Source organism: Vibrio sinaloensis DSM 21326, from assembly GCF_000189275.1.
Lineage (GTDB): Bacteria > Pseudomonadota > Gammaproteobacteria > Enterobacterales > Vibrionaceae > Vibrio > Vibrio sinaloensis.
The window spans coordinates 21332-45898 of sequence record NZ_AEVT01000016.1; the positions used below are offsets into that span (position 1 = coordinate 21332).

Sequence of the window (24567 nt, forward strand, 5' to 3'; positions counted from 1 at the left end):
TCGCAGCGGGCTTTTTGGATCTCACTATGCGAATTATATCGCGGCTATTTTTGAGCACGCTCGTAAGACTCAAGGATTTCTTGACGAGCCGCGGCAACATCTTCCCAGCCGTCGACTTTAACCCATTTGCCTGATTCAAGCTCTTTGTAGCGCTCGAAGAAGTGTGTGATTTGCGCTTTTAGAAGCTCTGGAATATCGCCTACATCTTGAATGTGGTCGTATTCTTTCGATAGTTTGGAATGCGGTACGGCAACTACTTTTGCATCTTCACCTGACTCATCGGTCATTTTCAGTACCCCAACAGGGCGACAACGGATTACCGAACCTGGCATTAGAGGGTGTGGTGTCGGAACCAATACATCGACAGGGTCGCCGTCTAAAGAAAGTGTATGGTTTACGTAACCGTAGTTACATGGGTAGAACATAGGAGCTGACATAAAGCGGTCGACGAACACGGCGCCTGAGTCTTTGTCGACTTCATATTTGATTGGGTCTGCATTTGCAGGGATTTCGATGACCACATAGATATCATCAGGAAGAGATTTACCTGCAGGTACATTGTTTAAGCTCATTGCTAAAGTTCCTTTTAAGTATCTTTCTCCAAAGAGAAGTAAGGGCTGAAAAATTAACCGAAATACCTTACTAATAAACTCGGTTTTTTGTAAACGGATAAGTCGGGATTTTGCTCAAGAAAATCGCAATATCCTGTATCAAAGACTAAAAAGGCGCTCAATGAGCGCCTTTTTATGATGGATTAGTCTTCTTCTCGGTTTAGCTCTAAGAACTGTTCCACCTTCTTGACCATGTTTTTCGAACCTACGAAGAAAGGTACGCGTTGGTGAAGCTCAGTAGGTTTGATGTCCATGATGCGGTTGACACCGTCAGACGCAACACCGCCCGCTTGCTCAATGATGTAGGCCATTGGGTTACATTCGTAAAGTAGGCGAAGTTTACCACTTGGATGACTTTGCGTACTTGGGTAGAGGTAGATGCCACCTTTGAGTAAGTTGCGATGGAAATCAGCAACCAACGAACCGATGTAACGTGAGGTGTAAGGACGTTTCTCACTAGGCTCATTTTCTTGGCAGTACTTGATGTACTTCTTCACGCCCATAGGGAAACGAATGTAGTTCCCTTCGTTAATCGAATAGATAGTGCCGTCTTGGGGAATCATCATATTCTCATGCGATAGGCAGAAGGTGCCTAAAGACGGGTCATAAGTGAAGCCATTAACACCATTACCTGTGGTATAAACCAACATGGTTGAAGAGCCATAAATGACGTAACCTGCGGCGACTTGTTTGTGGCCCGGCTGAAGAAAATCTTCTTCTGTTGGTGGTGTGCCAATCGGAGACACACGGCGATAAATGGAGAAGATTGTTCCAACAGAAACGTTGACGTCGATATTTGAAGAGCCATCTAAAGGATCCATCAAAACAACGTATTTCGCGTTTTTGTTGAGCTCTTTATTAAAAGCTACCGCTTCATCTTCTTCTTCACTGGCGACGCCACACACTTGATCTCGAGCTTCAAGTGCAGCCTTGAATTTATCGTTGGCGTAAACGTCTAATTTCTGTTGATCTTCACCTTGAACATTTTCTGTACCAACCGCACCTGTGATATCACCAAGGCCGGCGGCATTGATTTCACGGTTAACGATTTTAGCGGCAAGACGAATAGAAGAAAGAAGGGATGATAGATCACCGCTAGCGTGGGGGAAGTCCGCTTGTTTCTCAACAATGAACTCGCCAAGGGTGCGCATTCCAGACATGGTTATTCCTTAAAAGTCGCTTCAAAATATGGGGGATGGGGTAAGTAGGATCTCTAATTGGATCGCCTTTGATACCCACTACAAGTGTAAAAGCAGGATCTTTTTATTGGTAATGAACTAACTGCTTGAGATCTCAATTTATTTGTCGACCTGAAACAAGTTTGCATTCGTCATGTCGGCTAGCTTTTGGCTGTTTAAGGTTTGTGCGTTTAAGTTAGCTTCACGTCATACCATGATCAAAGTAGTTCGCTTTTCAGTGCTTTATCGCCATAATGAGCAAACTAATTTCGCCGAAAATAGGGTCGGTCTATGCATATTCATATCTTAGGTATTTGTGGCACATTTATGGGCGGTGCTGCAATTTTAGCGCGCCAGCTTGGACACAAAGTGACGGGCAGCGATGCCAATGTCTACCCACCAATGAGTACGCTGTTAGAATCGCAAGGTATTGAAATAATAGAAGGATTTGACCCGTCCCAACTTTCTCCTCAACCCGATCTTGTGGTGATCGGCAATGCCATGAGCCGCGGGAACCCTTGTGTCGAACATGTGCTGAATAGCAATCTGCGTTATACCTCGGGTCCGCAATGGTTACAGGAATTTTTACTGCATGATCGTTGGGTTTTGGCTGTATCAGGGACTCATGGCAAAACCACCACATCAAGCATGTTAGCTTGGATCTTGGAAGATTGTGGCTATCAACCTGGTTTCTTGGTCGGCGGCGTGCTTGGCAACTTTGGTGTATCGGCTCGCTTAGGCGAAAGCATGTTCTTTGTCGTTGAAGCGGATGAATACGACAGTGCTTTTTTCGACAAGCGTTCTAAGTTTGTCCACTATCACCCCCGTACCTTAGTGATGAACAACCTTGAGTTCGACCATGCGGACATCTTCGATGATTTGGAAGCGATAAAACGTCAATTTCACCATCTGGTTCGCACTGTACCAGGCAACGGACGTATATTGGCACCCAAGCATGAAGCGGCCATCAGCGACGTCCTTGAGCGAGGCTGTTGGAGTGAAACCGAATTTAGTGGTGAGCAAAGTGAATGGCAAGCTGAGAAGCTGAGTGCCGATGGCTCTCAATTCAAGGTGTACTTCCAAGCCAAAGCGGTTGGCGTGGTGAATTGGGATTTGGTGGGAGATCATAACGTCAATAATGCTCTGATGGCGATTGCGGCGGCTCGACATGTCGGTGTAACCCCCGATTTGGCTTGTGATTCTTTAGCTAAGTTTATTAGTACTAAACGCCGTTTGGAGCTCAAAGGCGAAGTTCATGGTGTTACGGTTTATGATGACTTTGCCCATCACCCAACGGCGATTGAACTAACCTTAGACGGATTACGTAACAAGGTCGGTCAAAATAGAATTTTAGCGGTATTAGAGCCGCGCAGTGCGACCATGAAGCGTGGGGTGCATAAAGAGACTCTCGCCGCGTCACTGGATGCTGCGGATGCCGTTTTCCTTTATCAGCCCGATGCGATTGATTGGTCGGTTGAAGAGGTTGCCCATCAGTGTCGTCAACCTGCCTATAGCTCGTCTCAGATTGATGAGCTTGTCTCAATGATCATTGACCAAGCGAAGCCGGGTGATCAGATATTGGTGATGAGCAATGGTGGTTTTGAAGGCATTCATGGCAAGCTGTTAGATAAACTCGCTGACAAGAATACCCAAGGATAAGAAGTACCTGCATGAACAACAAACAACAAGCGATTACTCTCGCCTTTACTGGTGCCTCTGGCGCGCCATACGGATTGCGCCTTTTAGAGTGTCTGATTGCGGCTGATTATCAAGTTTATCTGCTTATTTCATCAGCGGCGCGAGTGGTGTTAGCGACTGAGCATGGTCTGAAGTTATCGGCTAACCCTGAAGCAGCAAAACAAGCCTTGGTTGAACACTTAAACTGTGATGCTGACAAGTTGATGGTGTGCGGTAAGGATGATTGGTTCTCCCCGGTCGCCTCGGGTTCGGCGGCTCCCAAGCAGATGGTGGTGTGTCCTTGTTCGGCAGGCAGCGTGGCGGCGATCGCTCATGGGATGTCTGATAACCTGATTGAGCGCGCGGCAGATGTTGTAATGAAAGAGCGTGGCCAATTGCTGCTGGTGGTTCGTGAGACGCCGTTTTCAACCTTGCATTTAGAGAACATGCACAAGTTGTCGCAAATGGGCGTCACGATTATGCCTGCGGCGCCGGGATTCTATCACCAACCTAAATCAATTGATGACCTGGTAGACTTTATGGTGGCGCGCATTCTTGATCACTTAGGGGTCGAGCAAGGATTAGTGCCACGTTGGGGGTACGATCAGCGCAACTCATAGACACGCTAGCTATTGAGTCTCATAACTATTACAATTTGGCCGTTACTCATCGGGGAGCTATTGAGCCTGCTTATAGTGGTTCAAGCTGAGATCGACACCAAGTCGGGACCCGTGGACCTGAACCAGATAATGCTGGCGTAGGAATTGAGTTTGGATTTATCAGTCAGATACCTCCCTCAAACCCTGTGCCGCTCACACAAGGAGAGAGCGAGCAGTGAAAACCACTCTAAGCACCATTTCTTTAAGCGCTATCGCCCTAGCGACACTTTCATCATTCTCTGCCATTGCTGCAGACAATACGCTAACGGTGTATACCTACGATTCATTTGCAGCAGATTGGGGCCCAGGTCCGGTTGTTGAAAAAGCTTTCGAAGCCAAATGTGGTTGTGACATTAATTTTGTCGCACTTGATGATGGCGTTTCTATCTTAAACCGCTTGCGTTTGGAAGGCGGTAACAGCAAAGCTGATGTTGTGCTTGGTCTCGACAACAACCTGATGGCTGAAGCGAAAAAAACGGGCCTTTTGGCCGAACATAGCGTTGATACTTCGTCGGTGACTTTGCCAAACGGTTGGAGTGACAAGACGTTTGTACCGTATGATTTTGGTTACTTTGCGTTTGTCTACAATAAAGACAAGTTAGCGAACCCGCCAAAAAGCTTAAAAGAGTTGGTAGAGTCACGCGACGACCTCAAAGTGATCTATCAAGATCCGCGTACATCGACGCCAGGCCAAGGTCTGATGTTATGGATGAAGTCTGTTTACGGTGATGATGTTAGCCAAGCATGGAAACAGCTGGCGAAGAAAACGGTGACTGTGACGAAAGGTTGGTCTGAAGCTTACTCTATGTTCCTTGAAGGCGAGTCTGATTTAGTACTGTCTTACACCACGTCGCCTGCTTACCATTTGATTGCCGAAAACGATGCGAAGTACGCCGCGGCAGACTTTACTGAAGGCCACTATACTCAAGTTGAAGTGGCCGCTAAAGTGAAAGGTTCAAGCAACGACAAGCTGGCGGATGAATTTATGAGCTTTATCCTCAGTGATGAGTTCCAATCAGCGATGCCAACCGGTAACTGGATGTACCCAGTGACCAATGTTGAACTGCCAAAAGGTTTTGAAACGCTTTCTGTGCCTAGCCAAGCGTTGAGTTTTAGCGCTGATGAAGTCGCGCAAAGTCGTAAGGCTTGGATTCGTGAATGGCAAAGCGCGTTGACTTTCTAAGGCTCTCTCTTGCGTAAGACACCCGTCATTGGTATTTGGGTCGCGATATTTATCGCGGCCTTTGTTATTTCTGCTCTCTCTGCTTTGATGATAAATGCAGAAGCGCTCAATATCAGCCAAATCTGGCATGACCCTTACTACCGTCATGTGACCAAGTTTAGTTTTTATCAATCTTCTCTGTCGACCATACTCAGCGTTGGTCTTGCGATTCCTGTCGCGCATGCTTTGTCGCGGCGACAGTTCTTAGGTAAACAACTGCTACTAAAATTGTTTGCTACCACGCTGGTACTTCCTGTATTGGTCGGGGTATTTGGCTTACTCGCCATCTATGGTAACAGCGGTCTAATGGCGAATGTGTTCCAGTGGTTCGACAGCAAGTTACCTTTCTCCATCTATGGCCTAAATGGCATTTTACTTGCGCATGTCTTTTTCAACTTACCTTATGCGACAAGGTTGTTGCTGCAATCACTCGATGCTATCCCTCAGGAGCAACATAAGCTGTGCGCGCATTTAGGTATGGGGCATTGGGATAAATTTCGCTGGATAGAGTGGCCGCGCTTACGCCAGCAACTGCCTCACGTAAGTGGGTTAGTCTTTATGCTTTGCTTTACCAGTTTCGCGACTGTGATGGCTTTGGGCGGAGGTCCTAAGTCCACCACCATTGAATTGGCCATCTATCAGGCGATCAAGTTCGATTTTGACTTACAAGCGGGGGCCTTGCTCGCTATCTGGCAGATGTTGTTATGTGGTGTGATGGCCTTAAGCATTCAGCGCCTTGCGAAACCCATGGCGGTTGCTAGTGGCTCTCAAGCAAGTAATAGGTATCTATCCAAAGACTCTAGGTTGGCGAAATGCTGGGATTGGAGTTGGATTGGAGGAGCCATTTTACTGGTGCTTCCACCTCTGCTTATGGTGATACTCAGTGGACTGAATAAGGAAGTATTGAATGTGCTCAGAGACAGTCGCTTCTGGCTTGCATTTTGGGCGTCGATTAAAGTCGCCACGTTTGCGAGTCTTTTAGCTTTGATGGCTGGGGTTGCGATTTTGCTGACTAGCCGCCGTTTGCGTCTCAACAATAAAGCGAAGCGAGCGGATCATATAGAGCTGATTGGCACCATCATTTTGGTGACACCCGGTTTGGTTATTTCGACAGGGCTTTTCTTACTTCTGCGTTCGTTTACCGATGTGTTTAGCTTAGCGTTTTTTGTGGTTGTGGCAGTCAATGCACTGATGGGGTTACCTTATGTAATTAAAACCCTATCTCAGCCAATGCTGCACATTGAACAACAGTATCAATATGTGTGCGCCAGCTTGGGAATGAAAGGCTGGCAACGTTTCAAAGTGGTGGAATGGACAGCGTTGAAAAAGCCGCTTGCTCATGCGTTTGCTATTAGTTTTATGTTCGCTATTGGCGATTTAAGCGCGGTGGCCTTGTTTGGCAGTCAAGAGTTTCGTACTTTGCCGCTCTATCTTTTTCAGCTACTTGGTAGCTATCAGATGGATGCTGCGGCTGTGGTGTCTGTGACCTTATTGGTGCTAAGTATTGGCTGTTTTACTCTGATTGAAACCTTGTTCAAAGTGAATAAGAAGGTGACGTATGCTGACACTGAATAAAGTCGATTATTACTACCACAATGAGTTGTTTCATTTTGATGTGGAGGTGAAACAAGGCTCAATTGTCGCTCTTATGGGGCCAAGTGGGGCGGGGAAATCGACGCTGCTTGCTTTGGTTGCTGGCTTTATCGAACCAGTGAAGGGGTCGATCACTTCAGATGGGCAAGAGTTGGTGGGTCTAGCTCCTCATCAACGGCCCTTTGCAATGTTGTTTCAAGAACATAATCTCTTCGCACATTTAACTGTGCGCCAGAATATAGGTTTGGGCTTACACCCAGGATTGAAGCTGACCGCAGCGCAGAGCAAACAGGTTGAGCTGGCAGCTAAGCAGGTCGGCGTTGATGAGTATTTAGACCGACTGCCGGAACAGCTATCTGGCGGGCAAAGGCAGAGGGTTGCGCTGGCTCGATGTTTTGTTCAGCCTCATCCGGTTTGGTTGCTAGATGAACCTTTTTCAGCGTTGGATCCTATTTTGAGAGAAGAGATGTTGGGATTGGTGGCAAACCTAGCCAATGAGCGTGATATTACGGTGCTAATGGTGACGCACCATATCAGTGATGCAAAAGCAATCGCTAGCGATTTTATCTTTGTGGCTGGAGGTCACGTTGAAGTTGCGGGCGGAATCAATCAGCTCTCTTCACGCCATTCCAATTCAGCGTTAAGTGCCTTTGTCCGTGCTAGCGAATAATGGGGCTAACGGGTAGCCCATTAGGCTCTTGAAAGTAAAATAAAGGGTTGGCATAGAATGCCAACCCTTTTAAATACCTCGCACTTATCGTTACTGTTCTTCTTCGCTAAGCGCTTTTAGTACTTGGAAAATTTCGCGGTATGCTTTCGCAGGTTTACCTGATTTTTTCTCTTTGGCTGCTTGGCGAGCAAGTTGACGTAGGCGCTGACGGTCTGCATTTGGATAAAGCTCCATAGCATCACCGATCGCACTGTCTCCTTCTTCTACGATGCGATCTCTCAGTTGCTCCAGCTTATGCAGTTCTGCTGTCGCTTGAGAGTGTTTGTTACGCACTTTATCTAAAGCTGCTTGTAGCGGCTCTGGATCTTCAAAACGCATTAATTTACCAATGTACTGAAGCTGGCGACGACGGGCCTCGTTTTTAAAACGTTGCGCATCTTTAATCGCTTCCGCTAAATCTTCGCTCAGGGGAAATTTTTCTAGTACTGAGGGTTTAAGTTCTGCCAGTTCTTCACCCAGTTTTTGCAGCTCTTCCATGTCGCGTTTCATCTCGGTTTTACTTACCCAGATGATTTCTTCTTCCTCTTCCCATGGCGCTTTTTGATTCTTACGGGCCATCTTTTCTGCCTTAAATTGAACATCTATTTCTCTATTTTAACAAGAATCATGGGGAGAAAGCGAAATTCTTGTTATTCTAAAGGGAACAAACCTTTAGAACTAAGTTGATATGGACGTAAGAGAGCAAGTTGCTCAACAGCGAGTTGAGCTAGAAGCGGCCGTCGCTAAAGCATTAGAGATGGCGGCAGAGAAATCTGATGGCGCAGAAGTCGCAATTACCAAAACCACTGGACTCAGTGTTTCAACTCGTATGTGCGAAGTGGAAAACGTCGAATTCAATAGTGATGGTGCATTGGGAATTACGGTTTATCGCGGTCAACGCAAAGGTAGCGCCTCAACGTCCGACTTAAGTGAAAAGGCGATTCAGCAGACAGTTCTGGCCGCTCTCGATATTGCCCAATACACCTCAGAAGATCCTTGTGCAGGCCCTGCACCGAAAGAACTCATGGTTGAGGATATTCCTGATCTAGATCTGTTCCACCCTGATACGCCTGATCCAGATTACGCCGCTCAAGTTGCTATCGCTGCTGAGCAAAAAGCCTTGTCGTTCAGTGATAAGATCAAGCAGAGTGATGGTGCGAGCTACGATAGCCATTATGGATTGAAAGTGTATGGCAACAGCCACGGCTTGCTAGCCAGTTATGCTTCTAGTCGTCACAGCACCAGTTGTTGTGTGATTGGTCAGGGAAATAATGGTGAAATGGAGCGTGATTATGATTACACCCTCGCTCGTCATAAAGATGACCTGTTGGCCCCTGAAACTGTTGGCCTAAAAGCGGCTGAGAAGACAATCAGTCGTCTTGATGCGCAGAAATTGAAGACTGGTCAGTACCCTGTGATGTTTGCTGCTGATGTAGCGACTGGGTTGATTGGTCACTTAGTGATGGCGATCAGTGGCGGTAACTTGTATCGCAAGTCTTCTTTCTTACTGGATAAACTTGGCGAACAAGTATTACCTGATTGGTTCAATATCCACGAGAAGCCACATGTACTTCGTGGTTTAGCATCTAGCCCATTTGATAGTGAAGGGGTCTTTACCCAAGACCGAGAAATCATCACCGATGGTGTTCTCGCGACTTACCTGCTTACCAGTTACGCCGCACGTAAAATGGACATGACGCCAACAGGCCATGCTGGTGGTATCCACAACTGGTATGTGCAATCAACGGGTCAGAGTTTCGAACAAATGTTGAAAGAGTTGGGAACAGGCTTATTGGTAACCGAGACCATGGGTCAAGGCGTAAACATCGTGACAGGGGATTATTCTCGTGGTGCGGCAGGCTTCTGGGTTGAAAATGGTCAGATCCAGTACCCAGTGTCAGAGATCACCATTGCGGGTAATCTTAAAGAGATCTTCAATCAGATTGTGGCTGTGGGTAGTGATGTTGAAACTCGCTCTCAAATCCAGACTGGCTCCATCTTACTAGAGTCGTTGAAAATCGCGGGTGAATAACGGCTTGGACCCAGTTTAGCAAGTGAGTAATCGCTGTATTTAAAAAGGGTTGGCATGATGTGCCAACCCTTTCGTTTTTCGGTAATTACTTTTCAAACAGCTCAGTGTGTAGTTTCTGAATGGCTTGTTTTGAGACTGACTCATGAAGCAAAAAGCACAGGTTATGAGGACTCGCGCCGTAGCAAATCATGCGTAAGTTAAAGTCTTCTAGCGTACCAAATACTTGTTTTGCGTAGCCTTTACTTTCACTCATGTTGTTACCGATAAGGGCAACTAGACAAAGGTTATGTTCGACTTCTACGCGACAAAGTTCTTCAAGCTCTGCTCTGGCGGCTTGTGGTAGTTGTGGTGCTCCACCTGAAGTGTCTGTTTGGTCTAGAGTGAGCGAGACACTGATTTCAGAGGTCGTAATCAGATCGACCGAGATCTTATGTTTGGCAAGAATTTCGAATACTCGTGCTAAAAAGCCGTATGCATGAAACATGTTCTCACTACGCAGCGTGACCATCGTTTGGTTGCAGCGCAAAGCCAGCGCTCTAAATAGTGGAGAGCTTTCAACTTGATGACGGATCCAAGTGCCCCCCTTTTCTGGTTCTTTCGATGAGCCGACAAATACAGGAATATCGTGGCGTAGAGCTGGTATTAAGGTCGAGGGATGAAGGATCTTAGCACCAAAGTTGGCCATTTCAGACGCTTCACTGAAACTGATTTCTGCGATAGGGGACGCCTTCGGTGCAATGCGAGGATCTGTGGTGTAAATGCCAGGAACGTCCGTCCAAATCTCCAGTCCGGATGCCTTCACTGCTTCTGCAATGAGAGCGGCGCTGTAGTCGCTGCCACCGCGGCCAAGTGTGGTTGTATTTCCTTGCGCATCAGCACCAATAAAGCCTTGAGTGATAACGACATAGTCTTGGCACAGGGGAGCTAGGCTCTGTGACGCGAGTTGACTGATGGTGCCAAGTTCAGGCTCTGCTTTGCCGAAGGCATCGTCTGTACGCAACACCTCACGGATATCAAATCGAGTGGCGGGGATTCCTCGCTCTTTCATTAGTTGAGTGAGGATGTGGGTAGACATCAGCTCACCACAGGCAACCAAGTGATCGGTTAGTTTTGTGCTGGCTTGAATAGAAGCTGCTTCTGCCAAAGTGGTCACGGTATCTAATATGGTGTACACCTCGCTCGCGGCCTGAGTGGGGCTCTCTAGCTGGTCTAGGATGGCGTTGTGTATATCCGCTAACTGACTCAGAATCTCACTACGACGGTGCTGATCTTGAACGCCATTAGCGAGTTCAACTAACAGATTAGTGACTCCCGAACACGCGCTGCTCACGACTAATTTGGTATTTGGATTGGCTTCGATGATAGCGGCACAGCGACTCATTGCTTCAAAGTTTGCAACGCTAGTTCCACCAAATTTAGCAACATTGAAATTGCTCACGGCATTTTCTCCCACGACTTCCTGAAAATAAAACTGAGTACAGAGACTCAACATCCGATGTTTGCTTGAAGAGAGAATGAGCGAAAGAGAGGTTTGTATATGTTAGGTATACCTCAGAAGCTCACCATCAGACAGTGCTGATGACAGTTGATGGGAATCAACCCAAGTCAACCGACAAATCAAAACCACAATTTCGATTTACCTCGGCATTGCTCCCCCTCAGTGTATGGTATTGGAATTGTGGCTCCACAACACACCTACCTGGGCAATGCTCCTCTTCTGCAACAAATAAAGTTGCGTGGCATAAATATTCGCCACCTATCCAGCATTGAACGTTTTTATGTGACCAATGTCAACGAGAATTTGTAACTTTATCTTATGGGGAAATTAACAAACTTGTGACACTGGTTTGACCTCAATACTTTGGGCTAATTGCCGCCTTAGTTGAATTCAATTAAGGTGGAGTGAGGAAGTAAAAACACAATGATTAGAATACCCCGATAAAGGAGCTGCCAATGACGATTCAAAGTTTTATTCCCCCACACCGTATTTTAATGGGGCCAGGCCCATCCGATATTTCCCCTCAAGTACTGCAAGCTTTGAGTCGTCCTACTGTTGGTCACCTTGATCCTCTGTTTATTAAAATGATGGATGAATTAAAGCAGTTACTTAAATACGCATTTCAAACGGAAAATGAGTTTACGATTGCGGTCTCGGCACCTGGCAGTGCAGGCATGGAGACCTGTTTTGTTAACTTGATTGAGCCGGGTGATAAAGTGATCGTCTGCCGCAATGGTGTGTTTGGTGAACGTATGCGTGAAAACGTTGTTCGTGCTGGTGGTATCGCTGTATTGGTCGATGATGAATGGGGAGCACCAGTTTCAATCGATAAAGTTGAGCAAGCTTTGCAAGCTCATCCAGATGCCAAAATACTAGCATTTGTCCATGCAGAGACGTCCACAGGGGCCTGTAGTGATGCTCAGGCATTAGGCCATCTTGCGAAACAGCACGATGTGTTAACCATTGTTGATGCTGTAACCTCGTTAGGGGGAGTACCTCTTAAAGTAGATGAGTGGCAATTGGATGCGGTGTATTCGGGGAGCCAGAAGTGTTTGTCCTGTGTGCCTGGCTTGTCTCCAGTAACGTTATCTCAGGCGGCGATAGCGAAGATTCAGGCGAGAAAGACGCCGGTACAGAGTTGGTTTTTGGATCAGAGCTTAGTCCTTGGGTACTGGAGCGGTGAAGGGAAGCGTAGTTACCATCACACAGCGCCAGTTAACAGCCTATACGCGCTGCACGAGTCCTTGCTTATTTTGAAAAATGAAGGCTTGGAAAACGCTTGGCAGCGCCACAGAGGTATGCATGACAAACTCAAGCTGGGGCTAGAAAAGCTCGGTTTTGAGTTCGTTGTTGAGGAATCTTCACGTTTACCTCAGCTTAACGCGATTTACATTCCATCCGGTGTCGATGACGCGAAAGTACGTAGCCACCTATTGCAAACTTACAACTTAGAAATTGGTGCTGGCTTAGGGGCGCTTGCTGGCAAAGCTTGGCGAATTGGCCTTATGGGGTATGGCGCTAGAGCAGAAAATGTCGCACTTTGTTTACGTGCTTTAGAAGAATCCTTGACGCAGTAAACTAACATTAGGGCGACCAAATGGTCGCCTTAATTTTACTTGCTAGTCTCTGGGGTGTGGTTAAGAGCATCAATGTTAGGGGGGATGTACTGCACGTTTGAAAAATCGTGCTTCGGAAATAAAAACTGAGCCTCACTTCGGATCTGCTCTGCTTTTTCCTCATCGCCAACTCCTTGATAGGCCAAGATTAAGTTGTTATAAAAAGCAGGTCTTGGTTTGTCTTTAATTATGTTCAGCGACCAAGCAATGTACGGTTCAATAAACTTGCTATCGTGTTTGTATAGCCCGATGTTCAAATAGGTACTGTAGATATCCCAGTCATAGCGATCCTGCCACGCGATAGGGTTAGACACTTGATTAAGAATGTCAGGATCTTTGGGTTGAGATTTCTCAAACTGAGTGAGGATGTAGTTGGTATGTAAGGCGCTTAGCATATAAAAAGCTGATTGAGACTGAGCGATAAGCGTTGGCTCTTTGATCAACCCAATAGAGCAGGGTTACAAAGATTATCCAGTGAATCGCCGAATGGTAAAACGGGTATTCCAACTGCGAGTGGATCACGATTGGAACAAACAAGCCAAACAGTGCTAAACGAGTGCCTTTCTTACCTTGATAGATTCGAACTAACACTAAAACTACCGCCATGAAAATGGCTAATATCGGGACTAATCCCCCTTCCACACCCCAGTAGAGCAGTTCATTATGTGGGTGATCCAGAGAAGGAAAGCCAGGATGGTAGTTACTGTTTAATTGATGCTGCCTTGCGGTATAGACAATATATTCAGCTTCAAAGCGTCCGTAACCATAGCCTGTAAATGGCTTCTCGATCAGCATATCAAGCGCTTGTGGGATATGGTACTGTCGCGGACTCTCAAGGTTGATATTCTGTTTGGATAGAGCGGAAAAGCTTTCTGGGTTGTTTGCATTACTTTGAGAAAGCGCGAAACCCAATCCAACCCCTAACGCTAAGGAAGCGATCCAGCCAATCATTCTTTTTCGAGTAGCGTGTCGAATAAGATACGGGATAATGAAAACTACGGCTAATAGTGTTGATAGCCAGCCAGTTCGCGAGCCTAAGATGATCAATAAAGGCAGTGTGTACGCTGGTATGACATAGAGCAGAGCAACATCACTTAACTTCGATTGATACTTTATCGGCTGACGAGCTAATAAATAACCAGATATCGCTAACCCTGTGGCGAGAAAACTCGCCATAACATTCGGTTGCTGGAAAATACCGTAGGGGCGATTGCTCACTGTGTTGTAGCCGAATGGGTTGCCAGGCTCTAAATAAAGGTACTGCACCCAACCAAATGTTGTTTCAATAGCGACCGCAATAACGATAAACCACAATAAGCGCTGCTTCTGTTTGTTACTAAACCGGAATTGTTGCAACACAACAAATAGGGTGTACCCCGTCCAAAGTGCAGTGATCTTGGCTATAGACAAGCTGATGTTTGAGGCTGGGTAGAGTATCGGTAAAGTCAGTAGTGTACAGCAAACCAAAAAACCTATGGTGAGCTTGTTGTAACGCAGATGTCCTTGTGCACCAATCTGATAAAGACCAATTGCGATTGCAACACTGATCGCCAGCCAAGTGGTAGGGTTAAAAGAAAGCGCTAACCCTGATCCTCCTGGATTGGGCATAAAAAAGTGCATGGCGATGATAAAGACAAAACCGAAGGCCGCTAAAAAAGGCCTTGTCAAAGGCAATCTAGGAGCTGCTGGTTCTAGCTTAGTGCCCGAAACGTGTGTGGTAGCCATGGTGAATAGGTCCTAATAGAAAAAGACCAGTGGTTAGTCGCACTGGTCTGGATACTTTACTATTAAATGCTATTTTAACATAGGCTTAAGGAATCGCGCTGTGTGCGAACCTTCGACCAATGCCACATCTTCTGGTGTGCCTTGAGCTATGATTTCACCGCCACCTTGACCCCCTTCCGGTCCTAAGTCGACAATCCAGTCAGCGGTTTTGATGACATCGAGATTGTGCTCAATAACCACAACAGTATTGCCGTGGTCACGTAATCTATGCAGTACAGTGAGCAACTGCTGAATATCATGGAAATGCAACCCGGTTGTAGGTTCATCAAGAATATACAGAGTTTTGCCAGTGTCGCGTTTAGAAAGTTCTCTGGCCAACTTAACGCGTTGTGCTTCCCCGCCAGATAAGGTGGTAGCCGCTTGGCCAAGGCGTATATACGACAAGCCAACATCCATAAGCGTTTGTAACTTGCGTGCGATGACTGGTACGGGATCAAAAAACTCGCGTGCATCTTCGACGGTCATTTCCAGAACTTCGTCAATGGTCTTTCCTTTGTAGCGCACTTCCAGTGTTTCTCGGTTGTAACGTTTACCTTTACAGACATCACATGGCACATACACGTCAGGTAAAAAGTGCATTTCTACCTTAATTACACCATCACCTTGACACGCTTCGCATCGACCCCCACGAACATTAAAGCTGAATCGCCCAGGTTTGTAACCTCGTGAACGCGATTCCTGAGTACCAGCAAACAGCTCCCGTATAGGCGTAAAAATACCCGTGTAAGTTGCTGGATTAGAGCGAGGTGTTCGGCCGATTGGACTTTGATCGATATCGATCACCTTATCGAAATGCTCAAGGCCATTGATTTTTTTATACGGTGCTGGTGTTGCTGTTGTGGCGCCATTGAGTTGGGTGTGGGCAATCTTAAAAAAAGGTATCGTTGATTAACGTTGATTTACCTGAACCAGATACACCAGTGATACAGCTAAATAGGCCGACTGGTATTTCTAAGGTTACGTCCTTTAGATTGTTACCGGTAGCCCCAATAAGTTCTACCACCTTCTTCTTGTCTTTTTCCGTTCTCGTTTGAGGGACCACAATCTCTTTCGTGCCACTCAGGTACTGGCCAGTCAAAGAGTCGGGGTTCGCAAGGATCTCTTTCATGGTGCCTTCTGCAACCACACTGCCACCGTGCACCCCAGCGCCCGGGCCAATATCAATCACATGATCCGCGATTCGAATCGCATCTTCATCATGCTCAACAACCAGTACGGTATTACCTAAGTCACGCAAGTGAGTCAGTGTCTTCAGTAGGCGCTCGTTGTCACGTTGATGCAAACCAATTGAAGGCTCATCCAGAACATACATAACGCCCACAAGTCCAGCACCAATCTGACTGGCTAAGCGAATTCGTTGCGCTTCACCACCGGATAAGGTTTCGGCACTGCGAGATAAATTCAAGTAGTTCAAACCGACATTAACCAGAAACTGCAGTCGGTCATTGATCTCTTTCATTACCTTCTCAGCAATTTGCGCACGCTGACCTTCAAGCTGCAAGGATGCAAAAAAATCGAGTGCATCAGCGATGCTGAGCTCAACGATCTCAGGTAGGGTTGTATCGCCAATGAAAACATTACGCGCCTCTAGGCGCAGGCGGCTACCATCACAGCTTGAGCAGCTCTTCGTCGAAATGTATTTAGCAAGATCTTCGCGAACGGCGTTGGATTCTGTGTCTCTGTAGCGTCTTTCTAGGGTATTGAGAATCCCCTCAAAAGGGTGACGCTTAACTCTTATGTCACCACGATCATTGATGTACTTAAACTCTATCTCTGTGCGCCCAGAGCCCGTAAGAATGATATCGCGGGTTTTCTTACTAAGAGATTTAAATGGCGCGTGAAGATCGAAGCCATAATGCTCTGACAGCGAGGTAAGCATTTGGAAATAGTAGTAGTTTTTTTGATCCCAACCACGAATTGCTCCAGCAGCAAGACTAAGAGAGTCATCGACGATCACTCGCGCAGGATCGAAATATTGCTGTACGCCTAATCCATCACACGTGTGGCAAGCGCCCGCTGGGTTGTTGAATGAGAACAGCCTAGGTTCAAGCTCTTGCATACTGTAGCCACAGTGAGGACAGGCGAAGTTAGCGGAAAATACGATCTCTTCTTGATCGCCTTCCATACCCGCAACGACAGCAATGCCACCAGACAGTTCTAATGTGGTTTCGAAAGACTCAGCTAAACGTTGTTGCAGATCTTCACGTACTTTGAAGCGGTCGACCACAACCTCGATGGTGTGCTTTTTATGCAGTTCTAGCGTTGGTGGATCAGAGAGATCACACGTTTCCCCATCGATACGTGCGCGAATAAAACCTTGTGCTGCAAGGTTTTCTAGGGTTTTTACATGCTCGCCTTTACGCTCTTTCACAATTGGAGCCAAGAGCATCATTTTTGAACCTTGCGGTAGTTCTAGCACCTTGTCTACCATCTGCGAAATGGTCTGCGCGGTGAGAGGTACATGATGTTCAGGACAGCGTGGTTCGCCAACACGGGCATAAAGAAGACGTAAATAATCATATACTTCGGTAATCGTACCGACAGTCGAGCGAGGGTTGTGAGAGGTCGACTTTTGCTCAATGGAGATAGCAGGTGAAAGCCCTTCGATGTGGTCAACATCGGGTTTTTCCATTAAGGATAAAAATTGGCGAGCATAAGCAGAAAGGGACTCAACGTAGCGACGTTGCCCCTCAGCGTATAAAGTATCAAAGGCGAGTGATGATTTCCCTGAGCCTGATAAGCCAGTGATTACAATTAATTTATCTCTAGGGATGGTTACGTTGATGTTCTTCAGGTTATGGGTGCGGGCACCGCGGACTTCAATCTGATCCATTCTCATCACTCTGTGCAAATTTAAGTGGGCTAAGTATTACACAGTGTGACAAATGTGCAAAGAAATACTGGATAAAAAAACAGTAATAAAAAGGCAGCTCATTGAGCTGCCTTGTGAGAAAAATAAATGTGATTATTTTATTTCTTTAGTGGTCTTTTGTTTACCAAGTTCCGACTTTTTCGAATCTTTTAGGTAAAGGTTTTCAAAGCAGTAATTGGTTGCTTCGATGTAACCTTCAACACTACCACAGTCAAAGCGTTTACCTTTGAACTTGTATGCAATCACGCAGCCTTTCTGTGCTTGTTTGAGCAGCGCATCCGTAATTTGGATCTCACCACCTTTACCCGGCTCTGTCTCTTCAATGAGGCCAAAGATATCTGGTGTCAGCAGGTAGCGACCAATGATCGCCAAGTTACTTGGTGCTGTGCCCGGCTCTGGCTTTTCAACCATGTCATCAACACGGTAGATGCCATCTTTGAGCATTTCACCAGAGATGACACCGTACTTGTGGGTTTCATCTTCTGGTACTTCTTGTACTGCAACGATTGAACAGCGGAACTGGTTAAATAGCGTTTTCATCTGCGCCAGTACACCTTCTTGCTCGTTGACACAAAGGTCATCAGCAAGAACCACTGCGAATGGCTCGTCACCAATCAGTTCACGTCCAGTCAAGATCGCATGACCAAGGCCTTTCATTTCACGTTGGCGAATATAAGTGAAGTTCGCGCTTTCAATAATATCGCGAATATCAACCAGCAGCTCTTCTTTGTTCGTGCCGCTAATTTGATGCTCTAGTTCGTAGTTTTTATCGAAGTGATCCATGATCGAATGTTTGCCACGTCCAGTAACGATACACATACCGTCCATACCTGCTTGAATGGCTTCTTCTACGCCGTATTCAATTAATGGCTTGTTTACTACAGGCATCATCTCTTTTGGCATTGACTTGGTTGCAGGTAAAAAACGGGTACCGTAGCCAGCTGCCGGGAAAAGGCACTTCTTAATCATGTTAAACCCTATTAGTTATTATGTGTCGATTTGAAAGCGACGATAACATGCTTTACTGCCTGAAGTAAGTCAGACAAATTCTACAAAGTTCACATCTTAGGTTAACGTATTAAAATTAAGACAGTAGGTTCTGCCTTGCCCAAGCACTGGCTTGAACGCGGTTCTTCACGCACAATTTTTTGAAAATTTGATAAAGGTGTGACTTGACGGTGAATTCACTGATGAACTGCTCTTCCGCTATTTGGCTGTTAGATGCACCTGTCATTAGACTGCGCAGAATATGAATTTCTCGAGTAGTGAGATCGACCGTCGCGGGTGTCGATTGTACCTCTACAATATTACGATAATGATAAAGTAATTGAGCGGCCACTTTTCTCGGTAACCAGTTTTCACCATTTATGATTTCGCTGCAGCCTTTGCTTATCTCATCTATGGGTTCATGGTCATAAAACAGCCCTTTTAAGTGACCAAAGTGCAGAACTTCATCGGTGGTCAAACGAGATTCGACGTTAATAATGATGTTTTCAAATACTTTGTTGGTGAGTGGCAACTGTCTAATCTTGTTATTAATGCGAGTGTAATCACGGTAATCAACCATTAAGATTTTATGTTTATTGCGCTGTAACGCCATCATTAGATCATCGGGTTCTATGTAAGGGATCTCGATTTGCAGGTTCTGCTCAATGTTATGCACGACTGGATGAGTCATTGTTTTATCTTCACATAAAAAGTGAATGGTTCGAGCATAGCTGTTCTTCATGAATATTTACTCCTCTACTTGATTGCTATTAGCTTGGAGCATTTTTACAGTACGCGCGAGTTAAGGTTGGAAGGTTGTGCCCTGTTTCATACGTATGCGTAATTAACTTATTACTCACCAAAAGAAAGTTTTGATTTTTCTCGAAAAGTTTTTTTCGAAGCGATGGCGGAGCTCGCTCTAAGGGAGATTATGAGGGGAGGAATTTGTCCCAACCGCAAAGCGTGGTATGCTATTGGGCTACTTAATTAACACTCAAATTTTAGACGGAGCGAAACATGGCTAGCCGTGGAGTAAACAAAGTTATTTTAGTCGGTAATCTGGGCTCAGATCCGGAAGTTCGTTACATGCCGAGTGGTGGCGCAGTCGCTAACATTACAATCGCGACGTCTGAATCGTGGCGCGATAAAGCGACTGGCGAACAGCGCGAGAAAACAGAATGGCACCGTGTTGCTCTGTTTGGTAAATTGGCTGAAGTTGCGGGCGAATACCTACGTAAAGGCTCTCAAGTGTATGTTGAAGGTCAACTTCAAACTCGCAAGTGGCAAGATCAAAGTGGTCAAGACCGTTACACGACAGAAGTGGTAGTTCAAGGCTTCAATGGCGTCATGCAGATGCTTGGTGGTCGCGCTCAAGGCGGAGCTCCAGGTCAAAGTATGGGACAGCCGCAACAGCAACAAGGTTGGGGACAGCCTCAGCAGCCTGCGCAGCAACAAAGCCAACCTCAGCAGCAACAGCAGTACTCGCAACCGCAGCAGCAAGCGCAGCCTCAGTACAATGAACCGCCGATGGATTTTGACGACGACATCCCATTCTAAGATATCTGAGTTGAAAAAAAGCCGCGATTTTCGCGGCTTTTTTATATAGTTAGAGTAATCAAATACTTTGTCACATATGTTCACCAGAATGAAAGCGTATCTGTGGCAGTCTTATATTTCTACCCCGCACTTTAGAAAAGGAATTCTATCTATATGAGGTATACCCCTACCTTAAAACTTAGTACTCGCTTAGTCGCGTTCGTTACTATGATCGTCATTATAGCGATGTTCATCCTGTTTTTAGGGGGCACACTGTCATTCAAGCGGTTAGGTCAAGAGTATCTCGATCATTCACTACAAGGGATTGTTAACGTTGTAGATAGGGAAATGGAAGATCCCGATGCGGCTTATTCAATGCAGCGGTGGATGCCGAAAATGCTTCAGGCATCGAGCATTGTTGAAATGGAGCTTGCTTCAAGTTATGGCACCATCTATCGATTCAAAGATACCTCATCGAAAGTCGATCCTGCGTTACTCTATGAGGTCGAATACACCCTAGAGCGCAATGATGGCTACAAAATCCGTTTTAAAGCGGTGCCTCCCTACATAGGATATGGCTATTCGATGCAGGCGCTTTGGTCGATCACGTTAGCCGTCATACTGATTATTTTCTGCCTAATGCGCGGTGTTAAATGGCTTAAGGAGCAACTTATTGGTTCTGAGCTATTGGAAGAGCGTGGGCGCATGATTCTGGCAGGTAGGGTGGAAGAGTATGCCAAGGGGGATATCAAAGAGTGGCCCTATACAGCCAGTGAAGCGTTGGATTTGCTAATTGAAGAACTTCAAGATGCGCGCCAAGAACGCAGCCGGTTTGATACCTTTATTCGCAGTCAGACTTTTCTTGATCAATTAACCGGGACAGCCAACCGCGTTTTGTTTGACAGCAAGTTAGAATCTGCCCTGTCAGAGAGTGGCTCACATGGTGGTGTGCTGGTGATTCGTATTGATGATTGGACTCAGCTAAAAGAAGAGTTTGGTAAACGAGCCGCCAATGACTTTTTAGTTGAAGTTGGTGATGCGCTTAGCGCGGTGATTCAACGTTATCCCGATGTGATTTTATCGCGCTACTACAGTTCTGATTTTGCTATTTTTGCGCCAAGTCTTTCCAGCAAAGAGGTGTCGAGCATTGCAGCTAACTGTATTAAGCAGTTAGTGCGATTAACACCACCGGATATTCTCGATATGGATAGTTGGGTACATATTGGGGTCAGCATGTACCGTGAAGGAGAAAGTCAGGGGAGAATTATTGACGAAGCTGAAACTGCTTTGAAAAGCGCTCAGTTACAAGGCAACAACACTTGGAGCCGTTTCCAGAAGCACTTAGGTACAGAAGACGAACGAGGCAGTGTCCGTTGGAGAACCTTGTTTGATCAAGTTGTCAAACCAGACAAGCTACACATATTTGCTCAGCCTTGTTATCAACTGGATGCCCAGCAAGACAATCAACAGGATCATCATGAACTGTTTGCAAGAATCAATGATCCGGAAAAAGGGGTAATCAAAGCGTCACGCTTCAACTCGGCGATTGAATCGGTTGGTTATGAAATGGTTTTAGACAAAGCGGTGCTGCGTGCTGTACTGCACTATTTAAAAGTTTCTAAAGATTCAGTATGTTACTCTATCAATCTGCATGTTGTACCGTTTGCAGAGCGCAGTTATTTCAAATGGTTCCGAGATGAGTTACTTCAACTCTCAACGGAACAAAGAAAACAGCTCATTTTTGAGTTTGCTGAAGCCCGCTTAGTTAAACACTTAGATTACATGCGCCCTGTTACTAAAATGATTTCTGGTCTAGGTTGTAAAGTAGCGGTCGGACAAGCCGGTCGCTCAATTGTAAGTACTCACTACTTAAAAGAGTTACCAATAGACTACTTAAAATTGCATCGTAGTTTGGTTAAACAGATTGACCAGCGGCCTGAAAACCAGTTGTTCGTACGCAGTTTACTTGGCGCGTGTGAAGGTTTGCCTACTCAAGTTGTTGCCGTGGGTGTCGATAATAAACAAGAGCATAAAACGGTACTTGATCTCGGTGTGAACGGGGTGCAAGGAAGGCATATCGCGCCTGAGCGACAAATCATCCCACAACACGTTCGTCAACCCACCACGAGTGGTAAGAAAGTACAAATCGGTCGTAGAAAACGCTGGTGAAGAATCATAATAAATGAACATACAATCATTACTTGGCAAGTTTAAACAAGGAAGCGCACGACCATCTCAGTTGACGGTTGTGGTACAACCTAGTGCACTGTTCTTTTCTTCATTGCCCGATGTGTCTCTGCCGCCACAATCTGATTTTCAGGGAGGGGCTTGGCAAGAAGTGTTGCTGAGCACTTTGAGCGAACATGGCGTATCTGATATTGCGGTTGATGTAGTCTTGCATTCTGGTTTGTACCAGACTTATCAAATCGATAAACCCGCCATTCCAGAGGATGAACTGGCGAGCGCACTTCCTTTCTTGGTCAAAGACCTCATCACTGAGCGAGTTAGCGATATTATTGCTGACGCTAGCCTGTTGCCGAGTGGCAACAAACTGCAAGTTTTTGTGGTTACGAAAAGTATCGTTACAGGCCTAAATGAGCTGCTTACTAAGCGAAACCTCCAACTGAACAAGGTATTGGTTGAAGATGAAGTTTGGGCGCATTCTGCTGGGGAACTGTCGCAGTTTTTGTTGCTACAACGCAGTAAGCAAGGGCAATTTAAAGTGAGTGCCTATGTCGATGGTCAGTCAGCGTTTCAACGGACGATTCGGGGTGTAGTCGCTCCTTTGACTGGGGTGGCGAGCAGTGCTTTGCAGTTGGATGGTCTGGCGCTTGAACTACAGCGATCCATCGATTATTTATCGTCGCAACTGCGTGGCACCTCAATCCACCAAATGAAAGTGTGCTGCGATGAAGAGCAGCAAACGGAAGTCGCACACGCGTTATCGGAACGTTTGAGTGTTGGCGTCACACCACTTTCAGAGCATGACCTCGACTCCGGAACCGTACTTTTGCGAAGTGCCTCATTGGTTGCTGAAGGCGGCGTAAACTTATTCCCTGAATCTCTTAAACCACGCAAAGAGTACTTTTCGCTTAAGAATGTGGTTCTGGTATGGAGCTTGTCCGCCCTTACGCTTCTCGCGTGTTTTGCTTGGTTCAATGTTCAACAAGCTAGCCTCTCTGAAGAATTAAGCTTATTGCGCTCCCAAGAAACGGAGTTTCGTAAGCAGATGGAAACCTTGACACAGCGTTTGGCCAAACATAAACCTAGCCCCGCAAAAGTAGCAGCGGTAAACCGACTAGAGCAAGAAATTGATGCTAAGCGACGTTCCCTGGATGCCGTCAGTGAATATGATGACTCACAACAGATTGGCTATTCGGGAGTTATGCGCTCCTTAGCTAAGCTTGGCCGCAGCGATATTTCATTGAACTCCATATTTATAGATGCGAACCGCCTTGATTTAAAAGGATTGGCACGTGAGCCTCAAGTCATACCTAATTGGGTCAGTCAGTTTAAGAGCGAGCTTGATTTGGTTGGCCGCGCCTTTGATAAATTACAAATTGGTCGTAATGAGCAAGATGTAATTACTTTCGAACTCAAAACTAAGGAGAGCGTCAAGTGAGGCAACAATGGCAAACCCTAAGCAGCAAATTTGAGCAGTTGTCTGCGCGAGAAAAGTGGTTAGTCACTTTATGTGGTTTTGTCGCGATCGTTCTAGGGTTATTTACCTTATTGGTAGAGCCCGCTTACTTGGCAAATAGTCAGTCAAAACAACAAATATCTTCGTCTAAACTTAATACGCAACGCCTTGAAGCCGATGTGTTACTCATGACGGCAAAGCTGAATAAAGACCCGGATCAAGATATCAATCAAAAGTACAAGCGGTTGGTTACGGAGAGCCAATTGCTTTCCGAAGAGCTGGCTAAAGTGATTGAAAACCTGATATCACCTAGTGAGATGGCGAATTTGCTTGAAGGCGTACTGGCAGGTTCAAAGCAATTAAAGTTGATTTCACTAGAGTCGAAACGTGCTGAGCCAATCATTCGTGAGCAAACGCAGTCTGATTATTCCGGTTATTACATTCACCCGGTTAGTATTGAATTGACGGGAAGCTATTTCGATATTGTGCGCTATTTAGAAACGCTGGAAGAGATGCCTGTTAAATATTATTGGCGCAGCTTTTCTTATCAAGTTGAAGAGTACCCGAAAGCACGTTTGAAACTTGAAGTGTATACCCTAGGCACGAGTGAGGAGTTTATCGGTGGTTAGAACTTTGTTTTTTCTTATGCTGACCATATCAACCGTGAGCTGGGCTTCTCAAGATCCAACTGCACCGCTGAATTGGGTGAAGCCGGAGCAAACGCAGCCGACTAAAAAACGGATCTCCCAGCCATTGCCTAAGTTACAAAGCATTGTTTGTATTGATGCTTTAAGTTGTAAAGCGGTGATCAATAACCAAGTGCGGGTGGCAGGAGAGCGTGTCGCTGGGTATAAGATAAATAAAATTGAGTCTGAAAGAGTTGTTTTGTCTCGTGGAGGCAAACAGTGGCAATTAGAACTCTTCTCTATGGATATTAAACAGTAAGGTAGTT

The 24567-nt window shown here is 46.0% G+C and carries 18 protein-coding genes, 2 pseudogenes and 2 riboswitches; of the genes and pseudogenes, 12 read left to right on the forward strand and 8 right to left on the reverse strand.

Annotated features, from left to right (window positions below; genetic code table 11):
- Window positions 1-44: 44 nt before the first annotated feature.
- Window positions 45-572: an inorganic diphosphatase gene (gene ppa, locus RH45_RS02950; RefSeq protein WP_008073663.1), complete on the reverse strand. Its 528-nt coding sequence runs from the start codon at window positions 570-572 to the stop codon at window positions 45-47.
- A 182-nt stretch (window positions 573-754) separates the two neighbouring features.
- On the reverse strand, window positions 755-1771 hold the full coding sequence (fbp, locus tag RH45_RS02955) for a class 1 fructose-bisphosphatase (RefSeq protein WP_008073664.1): 1017 nt from the start codon (window positions 1769-1771) through the stop codon (window positions 755-757).
- A 309-nt stretch (window positions 1772-2080) separates the two neighbouring features.
- Between fbp and mpl the strand changes: the two genes are divergently transcribed.
- From mpl to thiQ, 5 genes are all read left to right on the forward strand, one after another.
- Window positions 2081-3448 (forward strand): UDP-N-acetylmuramate:L-alanyl-gamma-D-glutamyl-meso-diaminopimelate ligase, encoded by a 1368-nt coding sequence (gene mpl, locus RH45_RS02960; RefSeq protein WP_008073665.1) that lies wholly within the window; start codon window positions 2081-2083, stop codon window positions 3446-3448.
- Window positions 3449-3459: 11 nt separating this feature from the next.
- Complete coding sequence (locus tag RH45_RS02965; protein WP_008073666.1) at window positions 3460-4086, forward strand: flavin prenyltransferase UbiX; 627 nt, start codon at window positions 3460-3462, stop codon at window positions 4084-4086.
- Between the two features lie 40 nt (window positions 4087-4126).
- Window positions 4127-4247: riboswitch (TPP riboswitch) on the forward strand.
- Window positions 4248-4300: 53 nt separating this feature from the next.
- Window positions 4301-5308 (forward strand): thiamine ABC transporter substrate binding subunit, encoded by a 1008-nt coding sequence (gene thiB / locus RH45_RS02970; protein WP_008073667.1) that lies wholly within the window; start codon window positions 4301-4303, stop codon window positions 5306-5308.
- Window positions 5309-5317: 9 nt separating this feature from the next.
- Entirely contained in the window at window positions 5318-6922 is a 1605-nt protein-coding gene (thiP, locus tag RH45_RS02975) for a thiamine/thiamine pyrophosphate ABC transporter permease ThiP (protein ID WP_008073668.1), read from the forward strand.
- Complete coding sequence (gene thiQ / locus RH45_RS02980; protein WP_008073669.1) at window positions 6906-7610, forward strand: thiamine ABC transporter ATP-binding protein; 705 nt, start codon at window positions 6906-6908, stop codon at window positions 7608-7610. The genes thiP and thiQ overlap by 17 nt, the downstream gene beginning before the upstream one ends.
- Window positions 7611-7700: 90 nt before the next feature.
- On the opposite strand, the gene yjgA is transcribed toward thiQ, so the two are convergent.
- The gene (yjgA, locus tag RH45_RS02985; protein WP_008073670.1) at window positions 7701-8228 is read right to left on the reverse strand and encodes a ribosome biogenesis factor YjgA; all 528 of its coding nucleotides are present in this window, start codon (window positions 8226-8228) and stop codon (window positions 7701-7703) included.
- Between the two features lie 109 nt (window positions 8229-8337).
- Here yjgA and pmbA point away from each other — a divergent pair, with 109 nt between their 5' ends.
- On the forward strand, window positions 8338-9681 hold the full coding sequence (gene pmbA / locus RH45_RS02990; RefSeq protein WP_008073671.1) for a metalloprotease PmbA: 1344 nt from the start codon (window positions 8338-8340) through the stop codon (window positions 9679-9681).
- A gap of 85 nt (window positions 9682-9766) precedes the next feature.
- On the opposite strand, the gene lysC is transcribed toward pmbA, so the two are convergent.
- The gene (lysC, locus tag RH45_RS02995; RefSeq protein ID WP_008073672.1) at window positions 9767-11119 is read right to left on the reverse strand and encodes a lysine-sensitive aspartokinase 3; all 1353 of its coding nucleotides are present in this window, start codon (window positions 11117-11119) and stop codon (window positions 9767-9769) included.
- A gap of 109 nt (window positions 11120-11228) precedes the next feature.
- Window positions 11229-11406, reverse strand: a riboswitch (Lysine riboswitch).
- 228 nt (window positions 11407-11634) lie between these two features.
- Between lysC and RH45_RS03000 the strand changes: the two genes are divergently transcribed.
- Window positions 11635-12756, forward strand: coding sequence for a pyridoxal-phosphate-dependent aminotransferase family protein (locus RH45_RS03000; protein ID WP_008073675.1), 1122 nt, complete (start codon window positions 11635-11637; stop codon window positions 12754-12756).
- 35 nt (window positions 12757-12791) lie between these two features.
- Here RH45_RS03000 and RH45_RS03005 read toward each other — a convergent pair.
- The 4 genes and pseudogenes from RH45_RS03005 to RH45_RS03020 form a co-directional block, all read right to left on the reverse strand.
- Window positions 12792-14520 (reverse strand): annotated as a pseudogene (locus tag RH45_RS03005) (PglL family O-oligosaccharyltransferase).
- Window positions 14521-14589: 69 nt separating this feature from the next.
- Window positions 14590-17413, reverse strand: a pseudogene (gene uvrA, locus RH45_RS03010) (excinuclease ABC subunit UvrA).
- A 132-nt stretch (window positions 17414-17545) separates the two neighbouring features.
- Entirely contained in the window at window positions 17546-18421 is an 876-nt protein-coding gene (gene galU / locus RH45_RS03015) for a UTP--glucose-1-phosphate uridylyltransferase GalU (RefSeq protein ID WP_008073677.1), read from the reverse strand.
- 115 nt (window positions 18422-18536) lie between these two features.
- A complete protein-coding gene (locus RH45_RS03020; protein WP_008073678.1) occupies window positions 18537-19181 on the reverse strand; it encodes a LuxR C-terminal-related transcriptional regulator in 645 nt (214 codons plus the stop codon).
- Window positions 19182-19456: 275 nt separating this feature from the next.
- Here RH45_RS03020 and RH45_RS03025 point away from each other — a divergent pair, with 275 nt between their 5' ends.
- The 5 genes from RH45_RS03025 to RH45_RS03045 all read left to right on the forward strand — a co-directional run bounded on the left by RH45_RS03025 (window position 19457) and on the right by RH45_RS03045 (window position 24560).
- Window positions 19457-19996 carry a single-stranded DNA-binding protein gene (locus RH45_RS03025; RefSeq protein WP_008073689.1) on the forward strand — a complete coding sequence of 180 codons (540 nt, stop codon included), beginning with the start codon at window positions 19457-19459 and terminating at the stop codon, window positions 19994-19996.
- A gap of 153 nt (window positions 19997-20149) precedes the next feature.
- Window positions 20150-22144, forward strand: a complete 1995-nt coding sequence (csrD, locus tag RH45_RS03030) for an RNase E specificity factor CsrD (protein ID WP_008073691.1) — start codon at window positions 20150-20152, stop codon at window positions 22142-22144.
- Window positions 22145-22157: 13 nt separating this feature from the next.
- Window positions 22158-23597, forward strand: coding sequence for a type IV pilus biogenesis protein PilM (locus RH45_RS03035; RefSeq protein ID WP_008073692.1), 1440 nt, complete (start codon window positions 22158-22160; stop codon window positions 23595-23597).
- A complete protein-coding gene (gene gspM / locus RH45_RS03040; RefSeq protein ID WP_008073693.1) occupies window positions 23594-24244 on the forward strand; it encodes a type II secretion system protein GspM in 651 nt (216 codons plus the stop codon). The genes RH45_RS03035 and gspM overlap by 4 nt, the downstream gene beginning before the upstream one ends.
- Window positions 24237-24560 (forward strand): hypothetical protein, encoded by a 324-nt coding sequence (locus RH45_RS03045; protein ID WP_008073694.1) that lies wholly within the window; start codon window positions 24237-24239, stop codon window positions 24558-24560. Before gspM ends, RH45_RS03045 begins: the two co-directional genes overlap by 8 nt.
- Window positions 24561-24567: the final 7 nt, after the last annotated feature.

What these genes read in the sequence shown, in the direction of transcription:
- ppa (WP_008073663.1), bottom strand. Translation starts at nt 572, where the DNA reads ATGAGCTTAAACAATGTACCTGCAGGTAAATCTCTTCCTGATGATATC.
- fbp (WP_008073664.1), bottom strand. Translation starts at nt 1,771, where the DNA reads ATGTCTGGAATGCGCACCCTTGGCGAGTTCATTGTTGAGAAACAAGCG.
- mpl (WP_008073665.1), top strand. Translation starts at nt 2,081, where the DNA reads ATGCATATTCATATCTTAGGTATTTGTGGCACATTTATGGGCGGTGCT.
- RH45_RS02965 (WP_008073666.1), top strand. Translation starts at nt 3,460, where the DNA reads ATGAACAACAAACAACAAGCGATTACTCTCGCCTTTACTGGTGCCTCT.
- thiQ (WP_008073669.1), top strand. Translation starts at nt 6,906, where the DNA reads ATGCTGACACTGAATAAAGTCGATTATTACTACCACAATGAGTTGTTT.
- yjgA (WP_008073670.1), bottom strand. Translation starts at nt 8,228, where the DNA reads ATGGCCCGTAAGAATCAAAAAGCGCCATGGGAAGAGGAAGAAGAAATC.
- pmbA (WP_008073671.1), top strand. Translation starts at nt 8,338, where the DNA reads ATGGACGTAAGAGAGCAAGTTGCTCAACAGCGAGTTGAGCTAGAAGCG.
- RH45_RS03000 (WP_008073675.1), top strand. Translation starts at nt 11,635, where the DNA reads ATGACGATTCAAAGTTTTATTCCCCCACACCGTATTTTAATGGGGCCA.
- galU (WP_008073677.1), bottom strand. Translation starts at nt 18,421, where the DNA reads ATGATTAAGAAGTGCCTTTTCCCGGCAGCTGGCTACGGTACCCGTTTT.
- RH45_RS03020 (WP_008073678.1), bottom strand. Translation starts at nt 19,181, where the DNA reads ATGAAGAACAGCTATGCTCGAACCATTCACTTTTTATGTGAAGATAAA.
- RH45_RS03025 (WP_008073689.1), top strand. Translation starts at nt 19,457, where the DNA reads ATGGCTAGCCGTGGAGTAAACAAAGTTATTTTAGTCGGTAATCTGGGC.
- csrD (WP_008073691.1), top strand. Translation starts at nt 20,150, where the DNA reads ATGAGGTATACCCCTACCTTAAAACTTAGTACTCGCTTAGTCGCGTTC.
- RH45_RS03035 (WP_008073692.1), top strand. Translation starts at nt 22,158, where the DNA reads ATGAACATACAATCATTACTTGGCAAGTTTAAACAAGGAAGCGCACGA.